Annotated in this window: 16 protein-coding genes, 2 tRNA genes and 1 pseudogene; 8 read left to right on the top strand and 11 right to left on the bottom strand. The window is 69.6% G+C overall.

Annotated features, from left to right (window positions below):
- Nucleotides 1–85: 85 nt before the first annotated feature.
- Together arsB and GP2_RS14425 are read right to left on the bottom strand one after the other, a co-directional pair.
- Nucleotides 86–918: pseudogene (arsB, locus tag GP2_RS14430) on the bottom strand (ACR3 family arsenite efflux transporter); the annotation flags it as partial.
- Nucleotides 915–1256, bottom strand: a complete 342-nt coding sequence (locus GP2_RS14425) for an ArsR/SmtB family transcription factor (protein ID WP_373278934.1) — start codon at nucleotides 1254–1256, stop codon at nucleotides 915–917. The gene GP2_RS14425 and the pseudogene arsB, both read right to left, overlap by 4 nt.
- 323 nt (nucleotides 1257–1579) lie before the next feature.
- Between GP2_RS14425 and GP2_RS14420 the strand changes: the two genes are divergently transcribed.
- Nucleotides 1580–2356: an SGNH/GDSL hydrolase family protein gene (locus GP2_RS14420; RefSeq protein ID WP_040527117.1), complete on the top strand. Its 777-nt coding sequence runs from the start codon at nucleotides 1580–1582 to the stop codon at nucleotides 2354–2356.
- A gap of 74 nt (nucleotides 2357–2430) precedes the next feature.
- On the opposite strand, the gene GP2_RS14415 is transcribed toward GP2_RS14420, so the two are convergent.
- The gene (locus tag GP2_RS14415; RefSeq protein WP_157211694.1) at nucleotides 2431–2811 is read right to left on the bottom strand and encodes a hypothetical protein; all 381 of its coding nucleotides are present in this window, start codon (nucleotides 2809–2811) and stop codon (nucleotides 2431–2433) included.
- A gap of 158 nt (nucleotides 2812–2969) precedes the next feature.
- Between GP2_RS14415 and GP2_RS14410 the strand changes: the two genes are divergently transcribed.
- Nucleotides 2970–3848 carry an exodeoxyribonuclease III gene (locus GP2_RS14410; protein ID WP_040527115.1) on the top strand — a complete coding sequence of 293 codons (879 nt, stop codon included), beginning with the start codon at nucleotides 2970–2972 and terminating at the stop codon, nucleotides 3846–3848.
- 124 nt (nucleotides 3849–3972) lie between these two features.
- Complete coding sequence (locus tag GP2_RS14405; RefSeq protein WP_006901254.1) at nucleotides 3973–5205, top strand: multidrug effflux MFS transporter; 1233 nt, start codon at nucleotides 3973–3975, stop codon at nucleotides 5203–5205.
- 60 nt (nucleotides 5206–5265) lie between these two features.
- Here GP2_RS14405 and GP2_RS22215 read toward each other — a convergent pair whose 3' ends face one another.
- Together GP2_RS22215 and GP2_RS14400 are read right to left on the bottom strand one after the other, a co-directional pair.
- Entirely contained in the window at nucleotides 5266–5397 is a 132-nt protein-coding gene (locus GP2_RS22215) for a hypothetical protein (RefSeq protein ID WP_255218630.1), read from the bottom strand.
- A gap of 102 nt (nucleotides 5398–5499) precedes the next feature.
- Nucleotides 5500–6315: a class I SAM-dependent methyltransferase gene (locus GP2_RS14400; protein WP_006901253.1), complete on the bottom strand. Its 816-nt coding sequence runs from the start codon at nucleotides 6313–6315 to the stop codon at nucleotides 5500–5502.
- Nucleotides 6316–6490: 175 nt separating this feature from the next.
- Here GP2_RS14400 and GP2_RS14395 point away from each other — a divergent pair, with 175 nt between their 5' ends.
- Nucleotides 6491–7165 (top strand): winged helix-turn-helix transcriptional regulator, encoded by a 675-nt coding sequence (locus GP2_RS14395; protein ID WP_006901252.1) that lies wholly within the window; start codon nucleotides 6491–6493, stop codon nucleotides 7163–7165.
- 79 nt (nucleotides 7166–7244) lie between these two features.
- Here GP2_RS14395 and GP2_RS14390 read toward each other — a convergent pair whose 3' ends face one another.
- The 3 genes from GP2_RS14390 to GP2_RS14380 are packed head-to-tail and all read right to left on the bottom strand — an operon-like array spanning nucleotide 7245 to nucleotide 10052.
- The gene (locus GP2_RS14390; protein WP_006901251.1) at nucleotides 7245–8048 is read right to left on the bottom strand and encodes an ABC transporter permease subunit; all 804 of its coding nucleotides are present in this window, start codon (nucleotides 8046–8048) and stop codon (nucleotides 7245–7247) included.
- Nucleotides 8045–8974: an ABC transporter ATP-binding protein gene (locus GP2_RS14385; RefSeq protein WP_006901250.1), complete on the bottom strand. Its 930-nt coding sequence runs from the start codon at nucleotides 8972–8974 to the stop codon at nucleotides 8045–8047. Before GP2_RS14385 ends, GP2_RS14390 begins: the two co-directional genes overlap by 4 nt.
- A gap of 7 nt (nucleotides 8975–8981) precedes the next feature.
- Nucleotides 8982–10052: a magnesium transporter CorA family protein gene (locus GP2_RS14380; protein ID WP_006901249.1), complete on the bottom strand. Its 1071-nt coding sequence runs from the start codon at nucleotides 10050–10052 to the stop codon at nucleotides 8982–8984.
- A 178-nt stretch (nucleotides 10053–10230) separates the two neighbouring features.
- Between GP2_RS14380 and GP2_RS14375 the strand changes: the two genes are divergently transcribed.
- The gene (locus tag GP2_RS14375) at nucleotides 10231–11430 is read left to right on the top strand and encodes a hypothetical protein (protein ID WP_006901248.1); all 1200 of its coding nucleotides are present in this window, start codon (nucleotides 10231–10233) and stop codon (nucleotides 11428–11430) included.
- Here GP2_RS14375 and GP2_RS14370 read toward each other — a convergent pair.
- Nucleotides 11404–11892 carry an acyl-CoA thioesterase gene (locus GP2_RS14370; protein WP_006901247.1) on the bottom strand — a complete coding sequence of 163 codons (489 nt, stop codon included), beginning with the start codon at nucleotides 11890–11892 and terminating at the stop codon, nucleotides 11404–11406. The two genes, GP2_RS14375 and GP2_RS14370, sit on opposite strands and share 27 nt — an antisense overlap.
- Before the next feature lie 244 nt (nucleotides 11893–12136).
- On the opposite strand from GP2_RS14370, the gene GP2_RS14365 reads away from it, so the two are divergent.
- A complete protein-coding gene (locus tag GP2_RS14365; RefSeq protein ID WP_174320725.1) occupies nucleotides 12137–13087 on the top strand; it encodes an alpha/beta hydrolase in 951 nt (316 codons plus the stop codon).
- Here the strand turns inward: GP2_RS14365 and hisC are convergent.
- The gene (gene hisC / locus GP2_RS14360; protein ID WP_006901245.1) at nucleotides 13084–14151 is read right to left on the bottom strand and encodes a histidinol-phosphate transaminase; all 1068 of its coding nucleotides are present in this window, start codon (nucleotides 14149–14151) and stop codon (nucleotides 13084–13086) included. The two genes, GP2_RS14365 and hisC, sit on opposite strands and share 4 nt — an antisense overlap.
- A 117-nt stretch (nucleotides 14152–14268) precedes the next feature.
- Here hisC and GP2_RS14355 point away from each other — a divergent pair.
- Nucleotides 14269–14357 (top strand) — tRNA-Ser (locus GP2_RS14355).
- Nucleotides 14358–14402: 45 nt separating this feature from the next.
- Nucleotides 14403–14475, top strand: a tRNA-Arg gene (locus GP2_RS14350).
- 49 nt (nucleotides 14476–14524) lie between these two features.
- On the opposite strand, the gene helR is transcribed toward GP2_RS14350, so the two are convergent.
- On the bottom strand, nucleotides 14525–16738 hold the full coding sequence (gene helR, locus GP2_RS14345; protein ID WP_006901244.1) for an RNA polymerase recycling motor ATPase HelR: 2214 nt from the start codon (nucleotides 16736–16738) through the stop codon (nucleotides 14525–14527).
- Nucleotides 16739–16798: the final 60 nt, after the last annotated feature.

Below are 16798 nucleotides of genomic sequence, written 5' to 3'. Positions count from 1 at the left end.
CTTAGACAGCTCCACACCTCACTCGGAGGTCTTCCCTATGTCACGTCGACTCGCCGAACTCTGTACCTAACGTTCCGGGTCAGTACAGATAGCCGCCGCCCCACATGATCGCGAAGTACGCCAGCAACGGCAGCGCGATCCGCACGACATCCAGGGGTTGAGAGGTGATCTGCTCGCCCTGCAGTGCGAACAGCATCACGATGGTGAACAACAAGCCGTACAGCGCCCACGGTCCGATCCGCGGCAGGAAGCTGTCTTCATACCAGGTGCGGCCCTTGACCTTTTCGCCGAACCGGCGGGTGAGGAACCCCGCGATCAGGGGGATGCCGAGGAAGATCAGCACCGACTCGGCGATCTGCCACGGCGAGACGTCGAGGCCGGTCTGTTCGAGTCCGAGCCACCCGGGCAACACCGACAGGTAGAACCAGCCGAGCACGGCGAACATGAGCACCTGGAACACCGAGTTGATCGCCACCAACACCGCCGCGGCCTCGCGGTCACCGCAGGCGAGGTCGTTCCAGATGATCACCATCGCGATGCAGCGGGCCAGGCCGACGATGATCAACCCGGTTCGGTACTCGGGAAGGTCGGGCAGCATCATCCACGCCAGTGCGAACATCAGCGCCGCCCCGACCACCCAGTTCAGGACCAGTGACGACACCAGCAGGTTCCGGTCGCGGTGACGGTATCGAGGCGGTCGTAAGGCACCTTTGCCAGAACCGGGTACATCATCACCAGGAGTCCCACGGCGATCGGCAGTGAGATGCCATCGATCTCGACCGCGGCCAGGGCGTCCCCGAGGCCGGTGACCCAACGCCCCAGCACCAGGCCGGCCACCACCGCCACGCCGATCCACACCGGCAGGAACCGGTCGAGCAGCGGCAGTCGCCCTGCCACGGCCGTCCCGCCCCCGCTCACTGCGGGTCCTCGCACGGACGAGGCTCGCCCTCGACTGCGGCCAGACCGGCCAGTAAACCCGAGACCTGCTGCAACACCGCAGTATTCACCCGGTAGTAGACCCACGTGCCGCGCCGCTCGCTGGTGACCAGGCCGGCGTCCCGCAGCACCTTCAGATGATGTGAGATCGTCGGCTGCGACAGGTCGAACGGGCTCGACACATCGCACACGCACGCCTCACCGCCCGCACGCGCCGCCACCTCCGACAGCAGTCGCAACCGCACCGGATCACCGAGCGCTTTGAGGGCGGGCGCCGCGCTCAGCGCTCGATCGGCGCCGAGGCCCTGTGGTTCGGTCACCGGTTTCTGATTCGACACTCATCTATATTGACCGCCGTCGAAGTGCCGGGGACACAAGGGGGTCGTCCTGCGCAAGCGATCGAGATGGTCGACCATGAGGCCGACGGCGTGATGACGACGAACCACAGTGGGTCGTCGAAAGCGAGATCGGACCCGGCCCGTGACCGAGGACTGGGCGCCCGACCCGGCCGGCGATGCGGTCCGCGTCGCGCTCGTCCTTCGGTGGGGGTCGCTCTGTCCGTGAGATGCGGTTCTGTGACGAGCTCTCGCCCGCACGCGTCCGTGACCCCCGACACTGCGCGCCGAGTCCTATCATCGTCGCCGTGCAGTACTCGCGCTTCGTGGCAATCGGTGACAGTCAGACAGAAGGTCTGGGCGATCCGCACCCGGAGTACGAATTCCGCGGTTGGGCCGATCGCTTCGCCCACCGCCTGGCGGCGTACAACCCGGACCTGCGATACGCCAACCTGGCGATCCGCGGCAAGCGGACGCGGCAGGTCCTCGAGGAACAACTCGAGCCGGCGTTGTCCCTCGAACCGGATCTCATCGCCGCCCCGCTCGGCATGAACGACGTGATCGGCAGGTCCGACCTCGACGAGGTGCGCTCGGATCTCGACACGATCTACCGGAACCTCGCGAAGACGGATGCGACGGTCATCGTGTCGACGTTCCCGAACGTCTCGCGGACCATCCCTCTCGCCGCGCGCAAGGAGCACCGGCTGCTCGCATTGAACGAGATGAACCGCGAGTTCGCCGAGATCTACGACTTCGTCCTCGTCGACCTGCTTGCCGCGCCGGTGCTGACCGACCCGCGGTCGTGGTCGTCGGATCGCCTGCACGCCTCGCCGTTCGGGCACGAGCGGTTCGCCGACGCGGCCGCGTACGCCCTGGGTCTGCCCGACGCCGACCCGGACTGGGGCAAGCCGTTGCCGCCTGCGCCCGAGCCGCATCCGGTGGCGGCCGTGATCCGCGACGCGCGCTGGGCGGTCGAGTTCTTCACGCCCTGGTTCATCCGCAAGCTCCGCGGCGTGTCCCTCGGCGACGGCCGGGAACCCAAGCGGCCGACTCTGACCCCGGTGGTCGAGCACGAACTGCACTGAATCGATTCATCACTGAATCGATTCATCACTGAATCGATTCACTCCGGGGATACTCGTCCCGCGCCCGTCGGCAGTCAGCGGTCCGACGACCACAGCGTGACGTGCGCGGTCCACGGGATCTCATCCGGCGTCACCTCGAACGGGGGAGTCCGCGCAGCCTCTGAGCGTGCATGCGGCGCGATCACGTCCAGGATGTGCTCGGCGCACTGCGACACCGGCACCTCGCCGGTCTCGCCTCCGCTGCCGCGCTCGATGACGACGAGGCGGCACCGACGTTCGCCCGGATCGACGCGGGGATGTTCGTGCATCCACTGCTCGCGCAGCGACGGGTCGTCTGCGGCGTCGTCGAAGGAGATCGCCGGCAGCAGCGGAAAGCGCTGCGCGACTTGATCGATGACGCGTCCCTCGTCGTCGGGATCGATGAAGACGGTCAGGACGGGTTCTCGGGTGGTCATGCGGAACACGGTAGGGGCGAGGTGTCACGGGCGCACCGGGATTTCGACGACGCCGACGTCTGCGGCACCGCCCGAGGGCCGGGTCGACCGGGGTCGCTAGCGTGGGAAGGGGTAGGCGACCGGCGAGGGGTTGCCGAGTGGAGGCGAGCGAGGAACGCGTGACAGACACCGATCTCACGGTCGTGTCGTTCAACGTCAACGGGATTCGGGCCGCCCGCCGCCGCGGATTCGACGACTGGCTGACCGCGCGGGACGCCGACGTCATAGGGCTGCAGGAACTGCGTTGCGGGATCGACGACGTCGACCGGTTCGGCGATTACACCGCGGCCGTCGACGTCGGGACCATCCCGGGACGCAACGGCGTCGCGATCCTCACCCGCACCGCACCCGCTGCCGTCCGCACGTGGCAGACCCACCCGCCGAAGGCCCGCGGCCTGAACGCCTTTGCCGCCGAGGGGCGATACGTCGAGGTCGACCTGGCCGACACGCCCCTGACCGTGGCGAACATCTACCTGCCGAAAGGCGGGCTCCCCGCCGAACTGCAGCGGCCGGGCTCGATGCGCGAGAAACCCGACGGCGGCGCCAAGTACCTGCGTAAACAGCGGTTCCTCGCCGCGTTCGCCCGCGAGCTGCAGCGCAACCGGCTCGCGGCTCGTCGCGCCGGCCGGGAGTTCCTGCTGCTCGGGGACCTCAACGTCGCCCATCTCGAACACGACGTCACCAATTGGCGGGCCGCCCGCAAGATGGAGGGCTTCCTGCCCGAGGAACGCGAGTGGTTCGGTCAGATCACCGGTCCCCGCCGGCTCGTCGACGTCGTGCGCGCACTGCACGGCGACCGGCCGGGGCCCCTGACCTGGTGGAGCTGGGCGGGCGAGTCGTTCGTCAAGGACGTCGGATGGCGGATCGACCACCAGCTCGCGACGCCGGCACTCGCCCGGCGGGCGCGGTGGGTCGAGGTCGACAAGGAGGCCGCCCCGGAGTTGCGGCTGTCCGATCATGCACCGCTGGTCGTCGGATACGGCGAGATCGACGGTTGAGACCGTCCCGATTTGCGAGGCATTCCGGGGGCGGCGACTCCGGCCGTGGCGATTGCGGGGCGGCCCATCTGGCTGACGGAGCCGGAATCCGCAGGTAGTTAGCGCAGCTGATAATCTCCCGCCGGTGACGAGCTCCGCACCGACGCCATCCGAGGAAGGCATCAGCACCCGCCTCCTGCTCACGCTGGCACTGCTGTCCGCGACGGCACCGATCGCCACCGATCTGTACCTGCCGTCGTTCATCGAGGTCCAGGACGCACTCCACACCGATGCGACGCACGTGCAGCTGACGCTGACCGCGTTCCTGATCGGCGTGGGTATCGGACAGGTCATCTGGGGGCCGATCTCCGACCGGTTCGGCCGGCGGCTGCCGCTGATCCTCGGTTCCGCGGGCGCCGTGCTCTCCGGCGTGGTGGTCGTCGCGGCCCCGACCATCGAGGTGCTCATCGGCGCCCGGTTCGTGCAGGCGCTGGCCGCGGCGTCGGGCATGGTCATCGCCCGGGCCGTGATCGCCGACCGCGCACGGGGATTCGCCGGTGCACGCGCGATGACGATCATGATGACGATCCAGAGTCTCGCGCCGGTCCTGGCACCCCTCGCGGGAGGGCTTCTGGCCGGCCATGTCCCGTGGCGAGGCGTGCTCGCGGTGATCCTGGCGACCGCGGTCCTGCAGCTCGTCGGCGCGGTGACCTCGGTGCCGGAGACGCTGCCGGCCGAACGTCGTGTCCCGCGCCTGCGATTCGGCGATGTGCTCAGCCGCTTCACCAGACCTGCGTTCATGGCGTACGTGCTGACGCAGGCGTTCGCCTTCGGCGCGCTGATGTCCTACATCTCGAGCTCGTCGTTCGTGTACCAGAACGTCATCGGCACATCGGAGCTCGTGTACGGGCTGGCCTTCGCCGCCAACGCGTGCGGCATGATGATCGGCGGCATCGTCTCCTCACGCCTCTCGCGGCGTCACGTGCACCCGGCGACGACGATCGGATACAGCCTGCCGGTGCTGATCCTGGCGTCCTTCGGAGTGCTGGGCGCGGCGCTGTCGTCGGTGCCGGTCCTACTGGTGATCCCGCTGTTCGTCCTCGCATTGTCGATCGGCTTCATCTTCGGGAACGCGGCCGCCCTCGCCATGGAACACACCCACGACGCGGCCGGCGCCGGAAGCGCGGTCCTCGGCGGGATCATGTTCCTCGTCGGCGGAGCGCTCTCGCCGCTCGGCGGTCTGGGCGGCGACGACACCGCGGTCCCGATGGCGTGCATCATGATCACGTCGTCGGTTCTGACCGCGGTCTGCTTCGCGATCGGCCGGCGCGTCGTCGCCCGGAACCCGGAGTCCGAGGCGGCGTTCGCCCACGCGTGATCCGGCCCGCGGGTCAGGGGAGCGGGTCACGGGCTCGCCCCCCGCAACCGCGGGGGCTGCTCACGGTGCGCGGAGGGCGAGCAATTCGATCCGGTCATCGGCGAAGGCGAGGTAGGCCAGTCCGTTTGCCGCGGCGATCGAGACCCAGGCGGCGGTGGTGAGCCGCCCGGAGGCGATGAGCGCCGCGCCCATCAGGGTCGCGGCGCCGGCCAGGATCCCGAGTTCCAGAGTCGGCCCGGCCCACAGCTCGCCGGAGTCGGCGGGTCCGGGCGAGAGCCGCGATCGTGCGGGAACTCAGGCGACCGTGAGGATCGCCTGCAGGTACTCCCATTCCATCCGCCCGCCGGCGATGTAGTGGTCGGCCAGTTCGTCGATGGCGGCGTCGAGTTCGGCGACACGTGCCGGGTCGTCGGAGATGGTGCCGTACGTGACGATCGTCGGGCCGTAGTGCTTCTTGAAGAACTCGCGGAACGCGGTGCCCGTGTCGAATGCGGTGACCGCCACCGTGGTGATGTCGAACTCGTGGCCGGTGACGCGGTCGCCGAACAGCGATCGCACGTGGTCGGCATCGCCCCACAGCGGACCGGGTTGCGCGCCGGGCGGTGGCGGCGGGGCGTACGGCTTCATCACGCGGAACAGCTCGCCGATGAATCCGGTCGGCGTCCAGTTGATGAGGCCGATCCGGCCACCGGGGCGCACGACGCGGACGAGTTCGTCGGCGCACCTGCCGTGGTGGGGCGCGAACATCACGCCGACGCACGACGTGGCGACGTCGAAATCGTCGTCGTCGAACGGGAGGTCCTCGGCATCCGCGGTGCGCCAGGTGATGCCGAGGTCTCGGTGGCGTGTCTCGCCCGTCTCGAGCAGCTCCGGGGTCAGGTCGCTGGCGACGACGTGGGCGCCGGTGCGTGCCGCGGGAACCGCGACGTTCCCCGCCCCGGCGGCGACGTCGAGGACCTTCTGCCCAGCGCGGATGTCCAGTGCGTCGACGAGTCGCCGGCCCAGTGGGGCGATCAGATCGGCGACGGCCGGATAGTCGCCCGATGCCCACAGGCGGCGGTGCCGTGCCTTGATCTCGGTGTCTGAGGGAGTGGAGTGGATCGTCGTCATGATGGTGAGTCCTCGTGGAGTCGGTGTCGTTGGATGTCCGGACACCATCGAGCGTCCGACGAACCGGGACCCGGCCTCCAGACCAAGATCTGTACCGTCGGCGGTTCAGATTCTGTACTGGTCATCGCCGCAGGTCGGGTGTGTACTTGAACCCGAGGACGTGAGGGGGACCGTGATGATCTCGTATGGCCAGTTCTGTCCCGTCGCGAAGGCGATGGAGCTCCTCGACGAGCGGTGGACGATCCTGATCGTGCGCGAGATGCTGCTGGGGAGCCGTCATTTCAACGAGCTCCGGCGCGGGGTGCCGAAGATGTCTCCCGCGTTGCTCACCAAGCGACTCCGCAGCCTCGAGCGCGCCGGCGTGATCCGCCGATCGCAGGTCGGCGGCCGGTCGGTGTACACGCTGACGACGATGGGGCAGGAGCTCGAGCCCGTGGTCGACGCGTTGAGCGCGTGGGGGATTCGTTGGATCGGGGAACTCGGCGACGCCGGCCTCGACCCGCACCTGCTGCTGTGGGACATGCGACGCACCATCCCCGTCGAACGGTGGCCCCGACGCCGCACCATGGTGCAGTTCGTCTTCTCCGATGTCGTCGGCAAGGCGCGGTCCTGGTGGCTCGTGGTCTCCGGCGACGAGGCGCAGGTGTGCGACTTCGACCCCGGGTACGAGCTCGACGCGACGGTGACGACCGATCTGCGCACCCTCACCGAGATCTGGCGGGGCGACACCGACTGGCGGATCGCGCTCCGCGAGAACCTCGTCGAGATCCATGCGGCGGCCGAGATCGCCCGCGACCTGCCGTCGTGGATCGGCCAGGGGCTCACGGCCGAGATCCCGCGGCCGGCCTGACGTGCCGGACGGCCTCCGGCGAAGGGCAAGGCCGCCGCTTACGCCCTTCGCGCCCCGGGCACGGCCGCCTGCCGTCTCCCTACCCGATGTCCCGCCGCAGCGTCGTGTACCGGCCGATCAGCGCGAAGACCGCGATGTAGGCCAGCATCACCAGCGCACCCGCCCACTGCGGCAGCAGATCCGACGCGCCCTCGCCCAGGCTCGAATAGAAGCTCGTGCCCAGCAGTGCGTCGGCCGCCGAGCCCGGCAGGAACTTCGACACCGACGACGTGGCGTCGAAGGCGGCCAGCGCGATGCGCGCGATGGGCTCGACGAGCTGGGTGAACGCGAGCAGGATGACGATCGCCGCCACCTGGTTGGAGACGACGGCGCCGAAGGCGACACCCATCATCGTCCACAGGATCATCACCACCATCGACAACACGATGACCCGGATGGTGGCGCCTTCACCGAGGTACGCCCCGTCGCCGGCGAACGCGAGAACCGGTGCGGCCGTGGCGACCACGGCCAGGGTGCCGAGGACGCCGTAGAGCGCGCCGATCGGGATCCCGGCGAGCAGCTTGGCGCCCAACAGGACCCCGCGCCGGGGCTCCACCAGCAGACTCGCGGTGATGGTCTTGTGGCGGAACTCGCCGGTCACCGCCAGGCTGCCGATCACCAGCGCGAAGACATAGCCGATCGGCGACGTCAGGGCGTAGATCGACCGTGCGAGATCGCCGCCCGACAGCAGGACCGGTCCGGACATCGAGTCGCCCTCGACGGTCATCGAGAACGCCAGCACCGCACCGATGAACGCCAGGTAGGCGACCATCGCGATGAGCAGCACCCACCACATCCGCGTCGAGGTGAACTTGCGGTACTCCGCGACCAGTGCCGCCTTCATCGGATCGCTCCTGTCTGCATCGGCACGCCGGCCGGTGCGGGTGCGCCTGTCAGCTGCAGGAACACCGCCTCCAGATCGGCTCCCGCGTCGGACAGCTCGTGCAGCTCGATGCCGTGGGCGAAGGCCGCGGAACCGACGGTGGCGGTGTCGACGCCGTGGACGCGGAACCCGCCGGGCGCGTCCTCGACCTGCCAGCCGCGTTCGCGGGCCAGCGCCACGAACGACGCCGGATTCGGGGTGCGCACCGCCACCGCGTGCACGGCGAGGTCCTCGAACTCGGTCAGCGTCGACGCGCGGACCAGTCGGCCGTTGCCGATCACGACGACGTCGTCGACGGTCGCCCGCACCTCGGCGAGCACGTGACTCGACAGCAGCACGGTGCGGCCCTCGGCGGCGAGCGCCCGCAGCAGGCCGCGCAGCCACACGATGCCCTGCGGGTCGAGGCCGTTCGCGGGTTCGTCCAAGATGATGATCCCGGGGTCGCCGAGCAGCGCGGTCGCCAGGCCGAGACGCTGGCGCATGCCCATCGAGTAGCCGCCGACCCGGCGGTTCGCGGCGTCGGCGAGTCCCACGAAGTCGAGGATCTCTTTGCAGCGGGCGGTCGGCACGCCCACCTGCGGGGCGAGTGCCTGCAGGTGCCCGAGACCCGTGCGGCCGGGGTGGAAGCTCGACGCCTCCAACGCAGCGCCCACCTCCCGGGCCGGTCGGCGGATCTCGCGGTAGGGACGACCGCCGATCAGGGCGCGGCCTGCGGTGGGCTCGACGAGGCCGAGCAGCATGCGCAGCGTCGTGGTCTTGCCGGACCCGTTGGGGCCGAGGAAGCCGGTCACGCGGCCGGGCGCGACGGCGAAGGACAGGTCGTCGACGGCGGTGACCGCGCCGAAGCGTTTGGTCAGCCCCTCGATCGTGATGGCGGGTGAGTACACGTGGCGGTCACAACCAATCGCGGCGTCGGAACGAGATGTACAAGGTGACGACCACAAGAACTATCAGCACGACGCTCGTGACGAAGCCGGAGGTCTCGTACGCGCCGGGAAAGGGCACGTTTTCGCCGTAGAAGCCGGTGATCAGCGTCGGCACCGCGATGATCGCGGCCCACCCGGTCAGCTTCTTCATCACGGTGTTGAGACGGGCGTCGGCGAGGGTGAGATTGGTCTCGAAGACCGTCGTGATCATGTCCCGCAACGACTCGATCCATTCGGTCGCGTGCAGCGCATGGTCGTAGAGGTCGGAGAAGTGCGGGTCGAGTTCGGGCGGGGCGTGGTTCACGAACCGGCGCCGCTGGATCGCCGCGATGATCTCGCGCATCGGGAACACCACCCGCCGCAGGATGACCAGATCCCGGCGGAGGTCGTAGGTGCGCCGCTGCAGTTCCCGGCCGGACACGCGCTCGTCGAACAGCAGCCCCTCGAGATCCTCGATCTCGTCGTCGAGCCGCTGCACCGCCTCGAAGTGGCCGTCGGCGACGACGTCGAGCAGCCCGTGCAGGAGTGCGCCGATGCCGTACTGCATGGCGTCGCTCGCCGCCCACCGGCGCCGGACCTCCTCCATCTGGAAGTCCGGCGTCAGACGCACCGTCACCAGGACGTTGCGCTTGACGAAGATCGAGATGCGGTGCAGGTCGAACAGTCGCGCCCGCGCGTACGGTGCGCCCGACGACTCCCGCTGGGCGCCGGCGTCCGCCTCGTCGGCGTCGTCGCGCAGCGAGACCGCGTAGACCATGAAGAACGTGTGCCCGGCGTAGGAGACGGTCTTCACGCGCTCGGAGGCCGCGACGCTGTCCTCCACGGCGAACGGGTCGAGGTCGAGCTGGGCGGCGACGTGGGCCAGCGTCTCGTGCGACGGGCATTCGAGATCGGCCCAGGCGAGCGTCTCGTCGTCCTCGAGGCACGTGGAGAGCCGGTCCAGCTCGAAACCCTCGACGGCCTCGCCGTTGCGCCAGATCTGGCCGCGCACCCGCTCCAGCCCATCGGCGTCGGCATCGGCCGGGACGAATTCGGTCACCCCCACATCGTGGCATCGAGGGTGCCGGCCGGACGTCAGGGCGTAGTCGACGTCACGAAGCGTGTCGCGGACCGCGGGTAGCATCGGTTCCGGTGTCTGGTTACGACGGGGCGGACACCGGTTCTCCCAGGTAAGGCGGCAAGGAATGGTCTCACACGGCGCAGATGGACATCGTCGGATGCCCGCGCGCACGAGCGAGCAGATCCGTGAGTGGTGCGACCGGTCGTCGGTCCCCGGTGAGCGGCGTGAGCTCTCCGACACCACGGCGACGCTGATCGCCTCCGGCTACCTGACGCCCGGCGGTCGCGCGATCGTCGTCCGCCGGATCTCGACGGGCCGCCCGATGCCCACCCTGCCGAACGGCTTCGGCGATCTCCGCCGCCTGCAGCGTGCCATCGTCCAGCTCGAACACCAGCTGGCCAGCCCGATGGTGCCCGGCGTCGTCGCCGCCGTCCTGCGCAACCGGCTCAACGGCCTGCAGCGCCGTCGCGAGGATGCGCGCAAGCAGATCGTGACCGCCAAGGGCGTGATGGCCTCGAGCACGCGCGCGATCCGCCGCGAGCGCCGCGAGAACATCTACCTCGAGATCGACGAGCGGGAGCGCCTGTTCTCCGGCCTGCTGTGCACCCCGACCCCCAACGCCAATGCGTCGTCGTATGTCCGGCGGGCGGGCACCGCCGCGATCGACCGGATCGCCGGCGTCGTCGGACAGGTGGCCGCGCGCTCCGGCAACCCGCAGGCCGAGCAATGGGCCGACCAGTTGCTGAGCCCGGCCCGTGACTCGCAGGCGGGCGCCCCCAAGTCGGCGAACTTCGTCGACGGCTACGAGACCCTGCTGTTCGTCGCGGGCCACTACTACGACCGCATCGTGAACAACCCGGCCTGGCGGTCGGACCATTTCGAGGTGCAGCGCACCCAGGTGAACCTCCACGCCGAGCTCGCCGAGATCGCCGCCGACGTGATCGCCCTGCGTGCGGTGCGCATCGACCTCGACGGCGCCAAGCGCAACGGCGGTTTCGATCGCAGCTTCGCGGCCGAGATCGACCGGCGCGAGACCGCGCTGCGACCGGTGTGGACCGAGCTCATCGACCGCGTCCAGGCCCTCGGCGAGGTCGCGCACGTCGTCGAGTCGGCGGCCATGGAACTGCAGGTGCTCGCCGAGTACAACCGGGCGATGACCCTCGACGACCGCATCGACGCGCTGATCGCACGCTCCGGCGACCGCGAGATGTCGGTCGACAACGCCAAGCGCCTCACCGAGCAGGTGCGCAGCGGCGAGGAGCAGCTGCGCATCTACCGAGATGTGTTGCAGGGCAACATCGCCCGTATCTCGCCGGCGGTGCCGCGGGAGCTACCGGCCCGATACGAGCCGTCGTGACCAGGCCTTCAGGTACGCCTTCTCGTCGGCACTGAGCCGGCGCAGCGTCTTCTTCTCGACATCGACGACGGCCATCTGCGTGGCCGCGACGCAGGCCGGCCGACTGCCGGGCTCGGCGTGCGCGCTCCGGATCTCGTAGCCGATGGTGAAGTCCACCGACCGGAACCCCTTGATCCACATGCCGATTCGCAGCGGCGAGTCCTCGTGCCGGAGCTGTGCCTGATAGCGGATGTCGACGTGGACGATCATCGCGCTGGTGATCAGCGGCTGGTACTCCTCGCCCGCGCTCAGCAGCCAGGCGATCCGCGCCTCCTCCATGAGGGTGACCATCCGGGCGTGGTTGATGTGCCCGAAGGCGTCCATGTCCGACCAGCGGACGCCGACCTCTGCGACGAACGCGTACTCGTCGTCTCCGAGCCCCTCGGGGGCTTCGTCGGCCGGGGTGGCCGGTGGGTTCTGCATCGTCGACCTTCGCTCTCCTGGGCGCCGGAATCGGGTGTTGTCTCGCAACCTGGGCCGCCGCTTTCTCAACCGTCGCGATCGCGGCCGCGCAGGTAGTCTGTGAGTCTAGATGCCCGGTCGGAACCAACCGTTCGGCGCGGGCGTTGCACGTGCACGATGGCCGAGGACTCCGGACGTTCCTGGTCCGGATGAGGAGTTGGACGTGAAATCGAGGCGTTGGATCGCAGGCCTTGCCGCTGTGTTCATGACCTTTGCGCTGGCCCCGGCGATCGCCGAGGCCGCGCCGAAATCCCCCAAGAAGCCTGTCGCGCGGATCTCCAAGACCGTCGAGCTGAGCGCCCAGCGCACCGACATCTGGGTCTACTCGCCGGCCATGGGCGGCCGCATCCGGGTGTCGGTCCTGTCGCCTCCGGGCGCCACGGCGCCGCGGTCGACGCTCTACATGCTCGACGGCGCCGGGAACGAGAAGGACGTCAGCGACTGGATCACCAAGGGGCACGCCGGGCGCTTCTTCGCAGACAAGAACGTCAACGTGGTCTTGCCCGCCGGGGCATCGGGGACCTTCTACACCGATTGGCAGAAGCACGACCCGAAGCTCGGCAAGCCGATGTGGGAGACGTTCCTCACCAAGGAGCTCCCGCCACTGATCGACGAACGATTCAACGGCAACGGCCGCAACGCCATCCTCGGCCTGTCGATGGGCGGCCAGGCGGCGTTCGCGCTGACCGTGCGCAACCCGTCGATGTACACCGGGGTCGCCTCGCTGAGCGGGTGCCCGCCGGTGTCGGGTCCGTTCAACGAGGCCTATGTGCGCACCACAGTCGGTCGTGACGGCGGGGACGCCACCAACATGTGGGGCCCGTTCGGTTCCGCGGGCTGGCGCGCCCACGACCCGAGTCACCATCTGGACAAGCTCCGCGGCAAGAACATCTTCCTGGCGGCCGGTTCCGGGGCCGTCGGCCCGCTGGATCTGCAGCGCCGCATCGAGCCGGAGGAGGGATCGCGCGACGTGGTGACCGCGTCGTCGTCGGCGCTGGAACTCGGGGCCTACCGCTGCTCGCTGGAGTTCGCGCTCACGCTGCGGGCCAACCGCATCCCCTACACCGACGGCTTCCGCCTGATCGGCACCCACACCTGGGGCTACTGGGAGCGCGACCTCGAGGTCGCGTGGCCGACCCTCGCGCGGGGGCTCTAGGCCCGGGGGCCGTCCCAGTTCTCCGCGAACCGGAGGAACACGTCGCCCTCCTCGGCGTTGGTGACGGTCACGCGCACCCCGTCCCCGTCGAAGGGGCGGATCACGACGCCCGCCTCGACTCCGGCTCGCGCGAAGTCCATCGCCGCGGCCCCGAGGTCGAGCCAGACGAAGTTGGCCTGGGAATCGGGCACGCGGTAACCGGCGGCACGCAGGCGCTCGGTGACCCGCGCGCGCTCGGCGACGACGGCGTCGGTGCGGGCGAGGAGCTCGTCGGACGCCTCGAGGCTGGCGAGCGCGGCGGCCTGGGCGACGCTGTTGACCGAGAACGGCACGTGGACCTTGCCGAGGGCGGTGATGACCTCGGGGTCGGCGATCGCATAACCCACACGGAGGCCGGCCAGGCCGTACGCCTTGGAGAACGTGCGCAGGATCACCAGGTTGGGGAACTCGCGTCGCAGCTCGAGGGCGTCGTAGGCCTGGTTCTCGGGCAGTCTCAGGTACTCGAAGTACGCCTCGTCGAGGACGACGAGCAGGTCCGACGGCACGTTCTCCAGGAACGCGCGCAGGTCGGCGGCCTCGACGACGGTGCCGGTCGGGTTGTTCGGATTGCAGATGAAGACCAGGCGCGTGCGGTCGGTGATCGCGGCGGCCATCGCCTGCAGGTCGTAGGTGAGGTCGCCGGTCAGCGACACCTGGACGGGGGTCGCGCCGACGACGCGGGTCGCCAGCGGATACGTCTCGAACGAACGCCAGCCGAACAGCACCTCGTCGCCGGGGCCGCTGGTGACGAGGATCAGGTTCTGGCAGAGGATGACCGATCCGCAGCCGACCTGGACTTCGTCCTCGGTCACGCCGTACTTCTTCGCGAGTGCGGCGGTCAGCTCGACCGTGCCGTTGTCGGGGTAGCGGTTGATGCCGGCCGCCGCCCGGGCGATCGCGTCGGCGACGCTGGGCAGCGGTCCCTCGGTCACCTCGTTGCTCGCGAGCTTCACCGCGCCCGGGAACGTCTTTCCCGGAACGTAGACGGGAAGGTCATCGAGATCGGGGCGGATTCGCAGGCTCACCCGATCCAATGTAGACCTCGGCGAATCGGGGCAAAAACCGGCTCTGACCAAACGGTTTGCTTGTGAGCGCCAAGGGTGTGTAACCTTTCGTCCGGCAGTTCGAAAGGACTCCGCCAGGGAGGCGTGCCAGAGCGGCCGAATGGGACTCACTGCTAATGAGTTGTCCCGCTAACACGGGACCGGAGGTTCAAATCCTCTCGCCTCCGCCGAACCGCGGTCGGCCGACCACGGCATAACTGAATAAACACCACGCGCCCGTAGCTCAACGGATAGAGCATCTGACTACGGATCAGAAGGTTTGGGGTTCGAATCCCTACGGGCGCACCGGCGAGAAGCCCGCCACCGACACGGTGGCGGGTTTCTTCTTTGTCGTTCACCGCCCGGCGGGTCGGTGCGACGAGACGAGGATCACCAGTTCCTGCGTCGCCCGCGTCATCGCCACGTAGCGGTCCACCGCGCCCTCGACGCCGTCGCCGAACGACTCGGGGTCGACGAGCACCACGAGATCGAACTCCAGGCCCTTCGCGAGCGTCGGGGTGAGCGAACGCACACGGTCGACGCGCGCACCGAGGGTCGGGTCGAACTCCCCGGCGCCGATCACGCACACGGTTCCCTCGTCGTGATCCGCCAGCCACTCGTCGACGACGCGGTCGAGGTCCGCGCGGTCGCCGTGGCGGACCGGGATGCCGGTGCTGCGGACCGAGGTCGGGACATTGGCGTCGGGGAGGGCCGCGCGGATGACGGGCTCGGCGACGGTCATGATCTCCTGAGGCGTCCGGTAGTTGATCGTCAGACCGGCCGTCCTCACCTCGCGGAACCTGATGCGTTGCAGGCGCTGCGCCCACGACCCGGTGAACCCGTGCCGCGCCTGGGCGCGGTCGCCGACGACGGTGAAACTCTGCGACGGGCACCGGCTCAGGAGCATCTGCCACTGTGCGTCGGTCAGCTCCTGCGCCTCGTCGACGACGATGTGCGCGAACGGCCCGGCCAGACGGTCGGGGTCGGCCGACCGCACGGCGAGACCGTCGTCGAGGGTGTTGCGCAGGTCCTCGCCGCGCAGCATCGTCATCAACCCCTCGCCGTCGTCGTGGACCTCTGCGGCGATGAGGTCGTCGATCACCTGGTCCATCTGCTCGCGGTCGGCCTCGGCGGCCGCCTGCGAGCGCCGGCGCTTCCGTGCCGCGTCCGGGTCCCCGATGCGGCGTCGGGCGGCGTCGAGGATCGGGAGATCGGCGTCGGTCCAGGCGTCCGGGACCTCGCGCTGGAGCGTGCGCACCTCCCGGGGCGTCAGCCAGGGCGCACACAGCCTCAGGTACGCGGGCACCGACCACAGGTCGCCGACGATCTCGGCGGGATCGAGCAGCGGCCAGGCCCGCCCGAACGCGGTGGTGAGCTCCCGGTCGGCGGCAAGGGCCCGGCGGAGGGCCCCGAACGGCACCTCGTCGTCATGGCGGGAGGCGATGAGCGACACCAGCTCCTCCCACACCTCCTCCCGCGCATCGTTGTGCGGCGTACCCGGCTCCGGGACGCCGAACGCCTCCGCCCAGTCGTCTGGTGTGAGAGTGACCTCGGTCCACGGGGTCTCGACGACGAGCGGCGTCGCGGGCGGTTGCTCGTAGAACCGCACGGCAGTCTCGACCGCCTCGCCGACCATGCGGGCCGACGACTTGAGCGCCGACACTTCGGGATCGCGTTCCGTGGTCGCCGTGGCGCCCTCGGGGACGAGGTCGGCGAGGGTGCACGTCTGCACACTGTCCTCGCCGAGACCCGGCAGGACATCGGCCACGTAGGCGAGGTAGGGCCGGTGCGGCCCCACGACGAGCAGCCCGCCGCGGTTGCCTCCCAGCCGGGGATCGGCGTACACGAGGTAGGCCGCGCGGTGTAGCGCCACGACGGTCTTGCCGGTGCCCGGCCCGCCGTCGACGACGAGCGCGCCGCGGGAACCGGCCCGGATGATCGCGTCCTGGTCGGCGGCGATGGTGCCGAGCACGTCCCGCATCCGCGGTGTGCGGACTGAGCCGAGGTCGGCGATGAACGCCGACTGGTCGTCGAGCGCGGCATGCCGCGCGGACACCGCGGCATCGTCGACGAACACCTCGTCCCAGTAGTCGACGATGCGTCCCCGCGACCAGCGGTAGCGGCGCCGGCTCGCCAGACCCGCGGGGTCGCGCAGGGTGGCGGAGAAGAACGGGCCGGCGAGCGGAGTGCGCCAGTCGACCAGCAGCGTCGTCCCGTCGGGTGCGGTCAGTCCGACGCGCCCGATGTAGAGCACGCTGCCGTCGACGCCGACGGTGCGTCCGAGGCAGAGGTCGAGACCGAACCGCCGCAGGGTGCGGATGCGCGAGGCGAGGTGGTGGATCTCCAGGTCCCGGTCCAGGGCGCGACGTCCGCCGCCGCCCTCGGCGCGGCGCACGTCGGCGAGGCGGGCGGAGGCATCGTCGATCGCCTCGGCGAGGGTCGCGGCGATCGACGAGAGGTGGTGCTCGTCGTCGGCGATGAGCGCGGGGTCGGCTTTCGCAGTGAGCCGGGGCGGCAGGTCGAACACGGATTCCGGGGATCGGGGTGTGGCAGCGGGCGAGAGGGACAAGGGCGTCTCCGAGGTGGGCGGGCGGTGGATCGCAGCACGTCGGAGTGCGATTCTGCACCC

Origin of the sequence: Gordonia paraffinivorans NBRC 108238, assembly GCF_000344155.1 — a bacterium.
GTDB lineage: Bacteria > Actinomycetota > Actinomycetes > Mycobacteriales > Mycobacteriaceae > Gordonia > Gordonia paraffinivorans.
Note: the sequence above shows the minus strand (reverse complement) of the source record. Positions and strands in the feature narration are given on the sequence as shown.

Coding starts and splice junctions, on each gene's coding strand:
- GP2_RS14375 (WP_006901248.1), top strand. CDS start 10,231: ATGCCCGCGCGCACGAGCGAGCAGATCCGTGAGTGGTGCGACCGGTCG.
- GP2_RS14415 (WP_157211694.1), bottom strand. CDS start 2,811: ATGACCACCCGAGAACCCGTCCTGACCGTCTTCATCGATCCCGACGAC.
- GP2_RS14390 (WP_006901251.1), bottom strand. CDS start 8,048: ATGAAGGCGGCACTGGTCGCGGAGTACCGCAAGTTCACCTCGACGCGG.
- GP2_RS14370 (WP_006901247.1), bottom strand. CDS start 11,892: ATGCAGAACCCACCGGCCACCCCGGCCGACGAAGCCCCCGAGGGGCTC.
- GP2_RS14365 (WP_174320725.1), top strand. CDS start 12,137: ATGACCTTTGCGCTGGCCCCGGCGATCGCCGAGGCCGCGCCGAAATCC.
- GP2_RS14395 (WP_006901252.1), top strand. CDS start 6,491: ATGATCTCGTATGGCCAGTTCTGTCCCGTCGCGAAGGCGATGGAGCTC.
- GP2_RS14400 (WP_006901253.1), bottom strand. CDS start 6,315: ATGACGACGATCCACTCCACTCCCTCAGACACCGAGATCAAGGCACGG.
- GP2_RS22215 (WP_255218630.1), bottom strand. CDS start 5,397: ATGGGCGCGGCGCTCATCGCCTCCGGGCGGCTCACCACCGCCGCCTGG.